The 12,854-nt window shown below is 71.6% G+C and carries 12 protein-coding genes; all 12 read left to right on the top strand.

The annotated features are described in order from the left end of the window. Positions 1 to 17 precede the first annotated feature (17 nt). The 12 genes from ffh to ACFO4E_RS00190 all read left to right on the top strand — a co-directional run bounded on the left by ffh (position 18) and on the right by ACFO4E_RS00190 (position 11,826). On the top strand, positions 18 to 1,619 hold the full coding sequence (gene ffh / locus ACFO4E_RS00245; RefSeq protein ID WP_378570296.1) for a signal recognition particle protein: 1,602 nt from the start codon (positions 18 to 20) through the stop codon (positions 1,617 to 1,619). Positions 1,620 to 1,814: 195 nt separating this feature from the next. Beyond that, entirely contained in the window at positions 1,815 to 2,294 is a 480-nt protein-coding gene (gene rpsP, locus ACFO4E_RS00240; RefSeq protein WP_378570294.1) for a 30S ribosomal protein S16, read from the top strand. A gap of 1 nt (position 2,295) precedes the next feature. Then, complete coding sequence (locus ACFO4E_RS00235; protein WP_067964979.1) at positions 2,296 to 2,538, top strand: RNA-binding protein; 243 nt, start codon at positions 2,296 to 2,298, stop codon at positions 2,536 to 2,538. Between the two features lie 86 nt (positions 2,539 to 2,624). Then, entirely contained in the window at positions 2,625 to 3,137 is a 513-nt protein-coding gene (rimM, locus tag ACFO4E_RS00230; RefSeq protein WP_378570292.1) for a ribosome maturation factor RimM, read from the top strand. A 103-nt stretch (positions 3,138 to 3,240) separates the two neighbouring features. Then, positions 3,241 to 4,032 carry a tRNA (guanosine(37)-N1)-methyltransferase TrmD gene (gene trmD / locus ACFO4E_RS00225; protein WP_378570290.1) on the top strand — a complete coding sequence of 264 codons (792 nt, stop codon included), beginning with the start codon at positions 3,241 to 3,243 and terminating at the stop codon, positions 4,030 to 4,032. Between the two features lie 157 nt (positions 4,033 to 4,189). Then, a complete protein-coding gene (gene rplS / locus ACFO4E_RS00220) occupies positions 4,190 to 4,549 on the top strand; it encodes a 50S ribosomal protein L19 (RefSeq protein WP_378570289.1) in 360 nt (119 codons plus the stop codon). Positions 4,550 to 4,627: 78 nt separating this feature from the next. After that, a complete protein-coding gene (lepB, locus tag ACFO4E_RS00215; protein ID WP_378570287.1) occupies positions 4,628 to 5,671 on the top strand; it encodes a signal peptidase I in 1,044 nt (347 codons plus the stop codon). A gap of 159 nt (positions 5,672 to 5,830) precedes the next feature. Then, positions 5,831 to 6,163, top strand: coding sequence for a DUF2469 domain-containing protein (locus ACFO4E_RS00210; protein ID WP_378570285.1), 333 nt, complete (start codon positions 5,831 to 5,833; stop codon positions 6,161 to 6,163). A 338-nt stretch (positions 6,164 to 6,501) separates the two neighbouring features. Continuing rightward, positions 6,502 to 8,031, top strand: coding sequence for an MFS transporter (locus ACFO4E_RS00205; protein WP_378570283.1), 1,530 nt, complete (start codon positions 6,502 to 6,504; stop codon positions 8,029 to 8,031). A gap of 37 nt (positions 8,032 to 8,068) precedes the next feature. Continuing rightward, positions 8,069 to 8,662 carry a TetR/AcrR family transcriptional regulator gene (locus tag ACFO4E_RS00200; protein WP_378570281.1) on the top strand — a complete coding sequence of 198 codons (594 nt, stop codon included), beginning with the start codon at positions 8,069 to 8,071 and terminating at the stop codon, positions 8,660 to 8,662. 886 nt (positions 8,663 to 9,548) lie between these two features. Continuing rightward, on the top strand, positions 9,549 to 9,971 hold the full coding sequence (locus tag ACFO4E_RS00195) for a YraN family protein (RefSeq protein WP_378570279.1): 423 nt from the start codon (positions 9,549 to 9,551) through the stop codon (positions 9,969 to 9,971). A 292-nt stretch (positions 9,972 to 10,263) separates the two neighbouring features. Then, positions 10,264 to 11,826, top strand: coding sequence for a YifB family Mg chelatase-like AAA ATPase (locus ACFO4E_RS00190; protein ID WP_378570277.1), 1,563 nt, complete (start codon positions 10,264 to 10,266; stop codon positions 11,824 to 11,826). Positions 11,827 to 12,854: the final 1,028 nt, after the last annotated feature.

The following is a 12,854-nucleotide window of genomic DNA, read 5'->3' as shown; positions in this document are numbered from 1 at the left end:
AAGGACTGGCCACACTCGTGTTCGAGACGCTTTCCGACCGGCTGACCTCGGTCTTCTCCTCGCTGCGCGGCAAGGGGCGGCTGTCCGATGAGGACATCGACGCGACCGCGCGGGAGATCCGTCTCGCGCTGCTGGAGGCCGATGTCGCGCTCCCGGTCGTCCGCGCGTTCGTCGGCCAGATCAAGGAGCGCGCCCGCGGCGAAGAGGTCTCCAAGGCCCTGAACCCGGCGCAGCAGGTCATCAAGATCGTCAACGAGGAACTGATCGCGATCCTCGGCGGCGAGACCCGCGAGATCCGGTTCGCGAAGAACCCGCCGACCGTGATCATGCTCGCGGGACTCCAGGGCGCCGGCAAGACCACCCTCGCGGGCAAGCTCGCGCGCTGGCTCGCCGCCGAGCGCAACACCCCGCTGCTCGTCGCGGCCGACCTCCAGCGCCCCAACGCCGTCACCCAGCTACAGGTGGTGGGCGAACGCGCGAGCGTCCCCGTCTTCGCGCCGCAGCCGGGCAACGGTGTGGGCGACCCGGTCGAGGTCGCCCGCGCCTCCGTCGAGCACGCGCGGCGCAACAACCACAACGTCGTCATCATCGACACCGCCGGCCGCCTGGGCATCGACTCCGAGATGATGCAGCAGGCGGCCGACATCCGCGACGCCGTCACGCCCGACGAGATCCTCTTCGTCGTCGACGCCATGATCGGCCAGGACGCCGTCAACACCGCGCAGTCCTTCCTCGACGGGGTGGGTTACGACGCCGTCGCGCTGACCAAGCTCGACGGCGACGCCCGCGGCGGTGCGGCGCTGTCCATCCGGCACCTCACCGGCCGGCCGATCATGTTCGCCTCCACGGGCGAGAAGCTCGAGGACTTCGACCTCTTCCACCCCGACCGGATGGCGTCGCGCATCCTCGACATGGGCGACGTCCTGACGCTCATCGAGCAGGCGCAGCGCACGTTCGAGGAGTCCGAGGTCGAGCAGATGGCCAGCACGCTGGCCTCCGACCAGGACTTCACGCTCGACGACTTCCTCCAGCAGATGGCGATGGTCCGCAAGCTCGGGCCGATCAGCAATCTGCTCGGGATGATGCCCGGCATGGGGCAGATGCGCGAGCAGATCAGCAACGTCGACGACAAGGACCTCGACCGCATCACGGCGATCATCCGGTCGATGACCCCGGGGGAGCGGCAGAACCCGAAGGTCATCAACGGCTCGCGCCGGCTGCGCATCGCCAACGGGTCCGGTACCCAGGTCAGCGACGTCAACGGCCTGGTCACGCGGTTCTTCGAAGCGCAGAAGATGATGCGCCAGATGAAGAACGGCGGGATGCCGGGCATGCCCGGGATGCCGGGTATGCCGGGCATGGGCGGCGGCCGTAAGAAGGGCAAGGCCCAGGCCAAGAAGCTCAAGAAGGGCAAGCAGCGCAGCGGCAACCCGGTCAAGGCCAAGCAGCAGGAGGCCGAGCGCGCCGCCGAGCGGCAGCGCCGCAAGGACGACCCCGGTGGTCAGCAGGCGCCGCAACTGCCCCCGGGCCTCGGTGGCGGCGGTACGCCGCAGCTCCCGCCCGGCCTCGGCGGCGGCAACATCCCCGACCTCTCGGGCTTCAAGCTGCCCAAGAAGTGAGGCCGGTGCGCCCCGCGCGGCGTGGGGCGCACCGCGCACGCTCCGGCGTCTGGCACAATTGAGTGCTGACTAACGGTGCCGCGGGCCGGCCCTCTACCTTGCCCCGGCACCTACGTCCCCGCCTCGGCGGTGCGCCGCAACCCCACGCGGCGCCGAACCGGGCACACGCATCGCAATCGAAAGAAGACCACACCCGTGGCTGTCAAGATCAAGCTCAAGCGTATGGGGAAGATCCGTACGCCGCAGTACCGCATCGTCGTCGCCGACGCCCGCACCAAGCGCGATGGCAAGGCCATCGAGGAGATCGGCAAGTACCACCCGAAGGAGGACCCGAGCTTCATCGAGGTCGCCTCCGAGCGGGCGCAGCACTGGCTGTCCGTGGGGGCCCAGCCCACCGATGCGGTCAAGACCATCCTGAAGCGCACCGGCGACTGGCAGAAGTTCAAGGGCCTGCCCGCCCCCGCGCCGCTGAAGGTCGCCGAGCCCAAGGACGCTGAGGCCAAGGAGGCGGAGTTCCAGGCCGTCCTCAAGGAGCTCGTCCTGCCCGACAACGAGGGCAAGGGCAAGGCTCGCAAGTCCGAGAAGAAGGCCGACAAGGCGGAGAAGGCCGACAAGGCCGACAAGGCCGAGGACAAGGCCGCCGAGGTCGCGGAGAAGCCCGAGGGCGAGGACTGACGTGCTGGAAGAGGCGCTTGAGCACCTAGTGCGCGGAATCGTGGAGAATTCCGACGACGTCCAGGTGAGAGCCCGACGGCTCCGCAAGGGCAAGGTGCTCGAGGTCCGGGTCCATCCCGATGATCTCGGGAAGGTGATCGGCCGCAATGGCCGGACCGCCAAGGCCCTGCGGACCGTTGTGGGTTCGCTGGCCGGCGGCCGGTACGTGCGCGTCGACCTGCTGGACCTGAACGAAGTGCGCTGAATCGCGCACTGGGGCGCCGGCCGACGGTCGGCGCCCCAGTGTCGTGCCCGCCGGCCGTGCCGCGGGTACCGAGCACGAGGAGAACGATGCGTCTGGTTGTCGGCCGGATCGGCCGCGCACACGGAGTCCGGGGCGATGTCGCGGTCGATGTGCGCACCGACGATCCCGCCGAGCGCTTCGCCGCGGGCGCCCGGCTGCTGACCGACCCCGATGCCGCCGGTCCCCTGACCATCAAGTCCGTGCGCACCCATTCGGGGCGGCTGCTCGTGCGGTTCGCCTCGGTCGCCGACCGCGACGCCGCCGAGGCGCTGCGCGGCGTCACCCTCCTGGTCGATTCCGCGGACATCCCGCCGGTGGACGACCCCGACGAGTTCCACGACCACGAACTCATCGGGCTGCGGGCCGTCACCTCCGACGGCACCGACATCGGTGTGGTCGACGACATCCTGCACCACGCCCAGGACGTCCTGGTGATCAAGGACACCGAGGGCGCCGAAGTGCTGGTCCCCTTCGTCCGGGAGCTGGTGCCCGACGTCGACACCGGCGCCGGCCGCCTGGTGGTCGCGCCCCCTCCCGGACTGCTCGACCTGGGGCGCTGACCCCGGCACGCACCCGGCCCGCCACCGTCGCCGGCGCCCGCAGGAGCGGGGCGGCGATACCCACCGCGCCGTGGACGACGGCCCCCGAAGCCCGGAAGAACCCATGCGTATCGACATCATCAGCATCTTCCCCGAGTACTTCAGCCCGCTGGAGCTGTCGCTCCTCGGCAAGGCGCGCGCCTCGGGGCTGCTCGACATCCGCGTGCACGACCTGCGCTCCTGGACCCGCGACCGGCACAACACCGTTGACGACACCCCCTATGGGGGCGGCCCCGGCATGGTGATGAAGCCCGAGCCGTGGGGGGAGGCGCTCGACGCCGTCGCGTCCGGCGGCGACGAGGGTGCGGCACCGCGGCTCATCGTGCCCACGCCCAGCGGGCTGCCCTTCACCCAGCAGCGGGCCGACCGCCTGGCAGGGGAGCCCTGGCTCGTCTTCGCCTGCGGGCGCTACGAGGGGATCGACTCCCGGGTGGCGGCCGACGCCGCCGGGCGGATGCCCGTGGAGCACCTGAGCATCGGCGACTACGTGCTGGCCGGGGGTGAATCCGCCACCCTGGTGATGGTCGAGACCATCTCGCGGCTGCTGCCCGGAGTGCTGGGCAACGCGGAGTCGGCGGTGCAGGACTCCTTCGCCACCGGCGCCATGGCGCACCTGCTCGAAGGCCCCGTCTACACCAAGCCGCCCGTGTGGCGCGACCGGGAGGTCCCGCCCGTTCTGCTGTCGGGCAACCACGGGGCGGTCGACCGGTGGCGCCGCGACCAGGCCCTGCGCGCCACCGCGCGCAACCGGCCCGAACTCCTCGACCGGCTCACGGCCGATGATCTCGACCGGCGCGACCAGGAGGTCATCGCCGAGGCTCGGTTACAGACCGGTGCCGAACCTATGGCAGACTAGACGAGTTGCCCCTGTCATAGAACCGTATCCGCATGCGCCGGGCACCGGCCGACGGCTGCGGAGCCCGCAGAGGCACACGAACACGACCCCAGCAGATCTGCCCGCGCGAACCGCAATGTCCGTCGCCGCGGCGCGCAATCGATGAGGAACCGCTGAGATGCACACCGCTATTCAGGAGCTTGAGAAGGACCAGCTGCGCTCCGACATCCCCGACTTCCGCCCCGGCGACACGCTCAACGTCCACGTGCGGGTGACGGAGGGGAACCGCTCCCGGGTCCAGGTCTTCAAGGGTGTCGTGATCCGGCGGCAGGGCCCGGGTGCGCGCGAGACCTTCACGGTCCGCAAGATCAGCTATGGCGTGGGCGTCGAGCGCACCTTCCCGGTGCACACCCCGGCCCTGGAGAAGATCGAGGTCGTCTCCCGCGGTCGCGTCCGCCGCGCCAAGCTCTACTACCTGCGCAACCTGCGCGGCAAGGCCGCCCGCATCCGCGAGCGCCGCGAGCCCGTCGCCCGCTAGGGCGAAGTTCTTCACAGGCCGTATCCGGGTGCGCCTTTTCCGGCGCCCGGCGTCGTGCTCGGCTAGGCTTCGATCCCGATGAGCAACGACGATTTGGACCCTCGCGAGGCCGGGCCCCACACCGGTGGGACCACCCGGCCCGAACCGGGCGACCTGCCCGATGACGCTGGCTCCTCCGTGCCCGAGCACGGAGGAGCCAGCGTCATGTCGGGGGCCGGTGCCACGAAGGAGACCGTGACCGCGGATGAGGTCGATGCCGAGAGCCCAGGGGATGCGATGAGCGCCGAAAAGGAACGCACCAAGGACGAAAAGGCCGGGTCCTTCTGGAAGGAACTCCCGATCCTGATCGTCATCGCACTGGTCTTGGCGTTCGTCATCAAGACCTGGGTCGTCCAGGCGTTCTACATCCCCTCGAAATCGATGGAGAACACCCTCCTGGTCGGTGACCGGGTCCTCGTCAACAAGCTCGTCTACCAGGTCCGCGACATCGAGCGCGGGGACGTGGTCGTCTTCAACGGAACCGGCTCCTGGGACGAGGAGAACACCGTCACCGTCGCGCCCCCCTCCAATCCGGTTTCGCAGCTCTTCACGTGGGTGGGGCAGCAGTTCGGGGTCGCCCCCACGGGCAAGGACTACATCAAGCGCGTCATCGGCGTCCCCGGCGACACCGTCGAGTGCTGCGACGAGGAGAACCGGGTCATCGTCAACGGCGAGCCGATCGACGAGCCCTACCTGTTCCCCGGCAGCCAGGAGACCCACACCGAGTTCGGCCCGGTCGAGGTGCCCGCGGGGCGGCTGTGGCTCATGGGCGACCACCGCGAGATCTCCTACGACTCCCGGCTGCACCAGAACGACCCCGGTGGCGGCAGCATCGCCGTCGACAGCGTGATCGGGCGCGCGTTCGTCGTCGTGTGGCCGCTCAACCGGATCACCACCCTCCCCATCCCCGACAGCTTCGCCCCCCTCAACTCCGAGGACTCCGCCGCGGCCCCCGTCGCGCAGGGGGCCGCCGCCGCTCTGCCGCTCGCCCTGGGTGCGGCGGGTGCCCTGCCCGTCCACCGGGCCGGCCGCCTGGTCACCCGGCGTATCCGCCGCTCACACGCCGGGGATTCGGCGGATTGACCCCATGCGGTTGACACGTGGCGCATCATGGATTCTGTAGCGGATACGTCCGCTGTCAAGGCCACGACACCAGACGACACCGCATGACAGTGCAGTGCACGAGGGCGAAGGGGGCCGGGCCGGCCGAAATCGGGAGTGCACGACGAAAGCGAGCGCGAGATGAGTTCTGAGGACCTGGAGAAGTACGAGGCCGAGATGGAGCTACAGCTCTATCGCGAGTACCGCGACGTCGTCGGCCTCTTCAGCTACGTGGTCGAGACCGAACGCCGGTTCTACCTGACCAACCACGTGGACCTGCAACCGCGCAGCACCGAGAACGGTGAGATGTACTTCGAGGTCACGATGGAGGACGCCTGGGTCTGGGACATGTACCGCCCGGCCCGGTTCGTCCGCAACGTGCGCGTGGTGACGTTCAAGGACGTCAACGTCGAAGAGATCACCAAGGCCGATCTCGAAGTCCCCGACTCCGGCGACCCGGGCACAGCGGACTGACCCGCCCGGACACAACGGACCACCCGGCCAGACCCGAAGGGGGCGCCCCGCCAAGGGGCCGCCCCCTTCTGCGCTGTGCCGGGGCTTCCCCCCCGGGGCCGATGGCCACCGCTCGGGGAATCGGCGGTGCTCCTCATGCCCGGGACCCGATCGCGCCATCGCCATCGCGCGCTTGCTCCGCCTTCCCGTCGGGACCCTCCATGTCCGCCTCCGCTGTTCGCATCCGGCCGCATTGAAGGGTCGCGTCGGAGGGAGCGGTCCGGATGCTCCGCCCGCAGTATATTTTGAACGATAGTTCTAATTGTACTATCGTTCAAATATCTGACGAAGGGGGAGCGGTGGAACACGCGGGAAGAGGGCGCGCGGACGCGCGCCGGTGGGCGGGCCTGGGACTGCTGGCCCTGCCGACGGTGCTGCTGGGGCTCGATGTGACGGTGCTGTACCTGGTGTTGCCGAGCATGGCCGCGGACCTGGCCCCTTCGGCGACGCAGACGCTGTGGATCATGGACGCCTACGGCTTCTTCATCGCCGGGTTCCTGATCACGATGGGAACCCTGGGCGATCGGGTCGGTCGGCGCCGGCTGCTGGTGATCGGCATGGCGGCGTTCGCCATCGTGTCGGTCTTCGCGGCGTTCGCCCCCAGCGCCGGACTGCTGATCCTCGCGCGAGCACTGCTGGGCATCGCCGGAGCCACGCTCATGCCCTCGACGCTGTCGCTGATCTCGAACATGTTCGCCGATGTCCGGGAACGCGCGCTCGCGATCGGGGTGTGGGCGACGATGTTCGCCCTCGGCATGGCGGCGGGGCCCGTGGTCGGCGGTGCGCTGATCGGGGCGTTCTGGTGGGGCGCGGCCTTCCTGATCGCCGTGCCCATCGCCGTCGTGGTGCTGGCCGGGGCGCGGGTGCTGCTCCCGGAGTACGCCGACCCGCACGCGGGCCGGCTGGACCCGGCCAGTGTGGCCCTGTCGCTGATGGCGATCCTGCCCGTCGTCTACGCGGTCAAGGAGGCGGCCGTTCACGGACCCGACGTGCGGACGGCGGTCCTCCTGGCGGCCGGACTGGCAGCGGGAGCGGTGTTCGTGCGCCGCCAGCGCCGCCTGGCCTCCCCGCTGCTGGACGTGGGCCTGTTCGCCGACCGGGCCTTCTCCGCGGCGCTGGCGGTCCTGCTCGTCGGACTGGTGGGAGTGGGCGGCACGATGTACCTGGTCACTCAGTACCTGCAACTCGTTGAAGGGATGACCCCGGCGGCGGCGGGACTGTGGATGGGGCCGCCCGCACTGGCGATGTTCGCCGCCGCGGTCGGAGCCCCGCTCATCGCCAGGCGGGTGCGCCCCGGCCTCGTCATGGCCGCCACCCTCGGCCTGTCCGTCATCGGCTACGCCCTGCTCGCCGCCAGCGGTACCGGCGACGCCCTGGCCGTGGTGGCCGGGTTCGCGCTGGTCTACCTCGGACTCGGGGCGATCGCCGCTCTGGGCACGGACATCGTTGTCGGCGCGGCACCGGCCGAGAAATCGGGCTCGGCGGCGGCCATGTCCGAGACCGTGCAGGAGCTCGGCATCGCCGTCGGTGTCGCGCTCCTGGGAAGCCTGACCACCGCCGTCTACCGCGCCCAGGCGCCCGACCCTGAGGGCGCGCCGCCCGAAGCCGCCGACCGCCTCGCCGACAGCCTCAGCGGCGCCATCGCGGTCGCCGATCAGGTACCGCCGGCCTCCCTCGCGGCGGCTCGGGACGCCTTCACCACGGGCGTGAACGCCGCTTCCCTCGTCGCGGGAGCCGCCATCGCGGCAGCGGCGGTGCTGTGCTTCGTCGCGCTTCGGCACGTGCGCCCGCTCGGCGAGGAGCAACGCGTGGAGGCGCCCCTGCCGTGACCGGCTCGACTACCCTGAGGGGCGTCGGGAGGGAGCCATGGGCGACGAGGACGGCAAGGTCGACGGGCGCAAGGCCCGAGGGCGGAAACGCCGCGCCGAGATCATCGAGGCCACTCTCGCCGTCGTCCAGCGCGACGGCGCCGGCGGCGTCACCCACCGCACGGTCGCCGAGCAGGCCGGTATCACCACCAGCCTGAGCACCTACTACTTCGCGACCATCGACGACCTGCTCGTCGCCGCCCTTTCCAGCGTCAGCGACGCCTACACCGCGCGCATCCGCGACATCATCGACCACCAGGACGACCGGCTCCGCGGTCTGGCCGAGCTCATCGTCGAGTCGGTCGGCCCTGGTCGCGAACGAGCCCTGGCCGAACGGGAACTCTCCACCCTCGCCGCCCGCAGGCCCGCCCTGCAGCCTGTCGCGCGAAGGTGGCGGGAGAACGTCGCCGAACTCGCCGCCACCGTCACCGGCGACCCCGAGGCCATCGCCGCGATCGTCGCCGCCTCCGACGGTCTGTGCACCGCCCTGCTCATCGACAACGCCCCGGCTCAGGCCGACTTCGTGCACCGGGTCCTCCTCCGGGCGCTCGGCACCCGCCGCCCCGCGCCGCCGGCACCGCACCCCGCCTGATCCCGCTGCGCGGCGCCTCACGAGCGCACCGACCGGCCCGGCCGATAACGCCCGCCCGCCCTGCCGGCTAGTGAGGACGGGGCCACCGTGGGTGCCGACCGGGCGGGTGTTCACACGTTTCGAGGGCGCGGGGGTGCGGCCGGGGGTCGGGCGGGTCGGGCGAGCGACGTGTTCCAGCCGATCGCCTCGGAGACGAGGCCGCCGCCGACCGGGCTGAATCGACGCCGCCATGGCCCCGGCGCCGTTGCGTCGGGCGGCGTTGAGTCCGGGGGCGTCGAGTCGGGCGGCGGGGGACCCGGCAGGGCGGGCCTTCGCCCCACAGGACGGGCCGGAGGGCCGCCTGCTTCGGCAGTGCCGCTGAATCGTTCCCGGCGGGTTTTCCACAAGCCAAGGATCGAGGTCGCGGGGAAAGGAGCCGTTCGGTCACTGTGGGTAGTGGAGGTGATCCACCTTGACCGGATCCACACGCCCCCTGTCCGCCGCCCTCCTCACCCCGGCGGCCGCGTCCGCCCAGAAAGCCCCGTTCGCCGTGGCGGCCACGTCCGCCCCGGCGGCACGCGCCCCTCGTCGTCGTACCGGCACCCACCGTCTCGCCGGCCTTCGCCGCCCCGTGGGCACTCACCGCCTCGTCGGCCTTCGCCGCCCCATTGGCACCCATCCCATTGTGGGTACCGCTCGCGGTAGCAACGCGGGTCCACGGGTCCCCGTCCTTCCTTGTGGATTCCGCACCCATCCCCGCGCGGCACGCTCACGCCACCGCGGCCCGCGCTGCCGACCGCCAGGGTGGCTGCGCGCCCTGTGGGCGGGGGTCCTGTGGCACGTGGCGGCCCGGGAGCCGGTGCCGCATCGGTCGGGCCGTCCGGGGACCGCTCGGCAAGCCGATCCCATGACTCCGGTGATGCCGGCCACCCCGGTGATGCCGTCGCCCCCGTCCGATCCGCCTCCGCGCCGGGTACGGCACAAGGACGCACTGGGGCGGCGGGGCGAGGACATCGCGGCCGCCCATCTCGAACGCTGCGGGGTCCGCGTGCTCGCCCGGAACTGGCGGTGCCGCGAAGGCGAGATCGACATCGTGGCGCACGACGCCGGCACCCTGGTCGCCGTCGAGGTCAAGACCCGCACCAGTCTCCGCTTCGGCTCCCCGCTCGACGCCGTCACACCCGCGAAACTCCGCCGCCTGCGCCGCCTCGCCCGATCGTGGACAGCCGAGCACGGCCGCCCTGGATCGCGCATCCGCATCGACGCCATGACCGTCCTGACCGGAACCGGCGGCCGCATGTTCCTCCGACACCACCGGGGGATCGGGTGAACATGTGGGAGGGGCCAACGGAGCCCGGTACCACTGGTGAGCCGCACGTCTCTTCGGCATCGCCGGGGGATGGGGCGGTCCTGCCGGAGGGGCCGATCGCGCCGGGCGCTTCCGCGCGGTCGGGGGTCGCTGCGGCAGCGTCGTGGGGTGGGGCGAGTCGGCCGGAGGGGTCGGTGGTGCCCGGTACCACTGGTGAGCCGCATGTTCCTTCGGCACCGCCGGGGGAGGGGGCGGGTCTCCCCACCCGACTGACAGGGGTCGGCTCCACCTCGCGGCGACCCTGCCGCATCGTGTGTGGAGCACGCCCGCCCGGGGGGTCGTAATGGGACTGGCGCGTACGAAGTCCGTCGCGCTCCTCGGGGTCGAGGGCCACACGGTCGAGGTCGAAGCGCACCTGGGCGGCGGGGCCGCCGGACTCACCCTGGTCGGGCTGCCCGACACCGCACTGCGCGAGGCCCGCGACCGTATTCGGGCGGCGGTCGTCAACGCCGGTGAGACGTGGCCCGAAGGCCACATCACGGTCAGCTTGTCGCCCGCCAGCCTGCCCAAGCGCGGCAGCGGGTTCGACTTGGCCATCGCCGCCGCCGTTCTCGCGGCCGACGGCGCCATTTCGGCCGAAGCCGTGCACGATTGCGTCCTGCTGGCCGAACTGGGGCTCGACGGCCGCGCCCGGCCGGTCAGCGGCGTCCTGCCCGCGGTCCTGGCGTCGTCCCGCCGCGGCGACCGCACGGTCATGGTCGCGCGGGGCAACGCCGCCGAGGCATCCCTGGTCCCCGACATCGAGGTCGTTGCGATCGGTAGCCTCGGCGACCTTCTCGCCTGGGTTCGCGGGGAGCCCATCCCCGACACCCCCGACGATGACGATCATCCGGATCCCGGCACTCCGGAGCCCTCTCACAGCCGCAGCCCCGACCTCGCGGACGTACTCGGACAGCCGGTCGCCCGGCGTGCGGTCGAGATCGCCGCTGCGGGCGGGCACCACCTGATGATGATCGGTCCGCCGGGCACCGGGAAGAGCCTGCTCGCCGAACGCCTCCCGACCGTCCTGCCGCCGCTCACCCAGGCGGAATCGATCGAGGTCACAGCGGTGCACTCGGTGGCCGGAACCCTGCGCAAGGGCGAACCGCTCGTCACACGGGCTCCGTTCTGCGCCCCCCACCACACCGCCACCCGCGCGGCGATCGTGGGCGGCGGCAGCGTCCGCCTCCGGCCCGGTTGCGTGTCGCTGGCCCACCGGGGTGCGCTGTTCCTGGACGAAGCACCGGAGTTCGCCACGGGCGTGCTCGACTCCCTGCGCCAGCCGCTGGAATCCGGCGAGGTCATCGTCTCCCGCTCTGCGGCGACCGTCTGCTTCCCCGCGCGCTTCCAGCTCGTGCTGGCGGCCAACCCGTGTCCGTGCGGGAAATCGGGCAACGCCTGCACGTGCTCCTCGCTTCAGCGCCGCCGCTACCTGGCGCGGCTCTCCGGCCCCCTGCTCGACCGCGTCGACCTCAAGGTCGAGCTCCAGCCGGTGTCGCACGCCGAACTCCTCGCCGACCGCGCCTATGCCGAATCGTCGGAGACCGTGGCGGAACGCGTCGCCCAGGCACGCGAACGCGCGGCCAAGCGCCTCGCCGCCACACCGTGGACCACCAACGCCGAGGTTCCCGGCGCCCACCTGCGCAGGGACTTCCCCGTCCCCGGCCAGGCGCTGCGCATCCTGGCCGCGGCCCTGGACCGCGGCGAGATCAGCGCACGCGGCGTCGACCGTGCGATCCGCCTGGCATGGACCCTCGCCGACCTCGCCGGCCGCCCGCGCCCGGAGGTCGAGGACACGGCCTACGCCTTCGCCCTCTGGTCAGGGAGGACCCCATGACCCCCCTCGGCCCCGAGCCGGTGTCCCGTCCCCGTGCGTCGCGACTCCTGGCGACACTCCCTCGCGTCGCCATCCCGCACCGTGGCACCGCGATTCCCCTTGTGCGTCGCAGGAATGGGCAGAGGGATTGCCACTGCTCGGCGCCGGCGGTCCCGCGATGCCGGTGGATCTCACGCCCTGTCACATATCGCGCGCCTATCCGGAGGGCGGCCGGGCACCCTCCGGACGGTGCCGGCCGACCCGGGGACGTGCGGATCCGGTGGGGGAGGGAAGCGAAGTCGACTCAGGCGCCGATCACGGCCGCCGATGATCATGCCTCGACGGATCTCAGCGGCGTCGACCGATGCGTGGCGCGGACCGATCCCGCGATGGCGATCGATGCCTCTGTGGCAGCGGTGTCGGCCCTTCCGGCGGTAGATGTGCACGGCGGTGGCCCTGCCTGCCCGTCCCCGCCCCACACGGCGGCGGTCAGCGGAGCCGCCGTCCACTGGCCCGACCGACAGCGTGCGGCAGCACGGGGGACCGGCCTCCTGGCCGCGGAGAGTGGTCGTCGTGAATGCCCGTCGGCACCGCGTTCGTTCGTTTCGACCGCCGTGCACGTCGGGGCGCACGAAAGGGGTGGCGCGTTCCGGCAGGCGGTTCTGGGCCACCCGATGCCGCCGGTTCGCCTGCGCGCGGTACGGGAAGGGCGAGGCGGGCGGTGCTGCCCTCAGGAGTTGTTCGTGGGGTTCTGGTGGTGGCGAGTGCCTTCCCCGTCAAGCGTTGGCGTGTCGGGATCAGCGCGGTGTGGAGGCCGTGGGGCGTCCTGGGGAGGCGGGACGCTCGGCTCGGCGGCCGCCCGATGGCACTGTGTCGCCTGTGCGCCTTACAGGTGTGGCAGGGACGCGTGGGGCCGTGCCCGGGACGGGTCGGCTGTGTCGGGCTGGTGTGTCCGGGGCGGTGTTAGGTGTCGATGGGGTACGTGGGGAGGGAGGGTGTGGTGAGTTCGGGGACGGCGGACTCCGGTGGGTCCGATGATGGTGTTGCCC

Origin of the sequence: Nocardiopsis mangrovi (assembly GCF_042653925.1) — a bacterium.
GTDB lineage: Bacteria > Actinomycetota > Actinomycetes > Streptosporangiales > Streptosporangiaceae > Nocardiopsis_B > Nocardiopsis_B mangrovi.
Note: the sequence above shows the minus strand (reverse complement) of the source record. Positions and strands in the feature narration are given on the sequence as shown.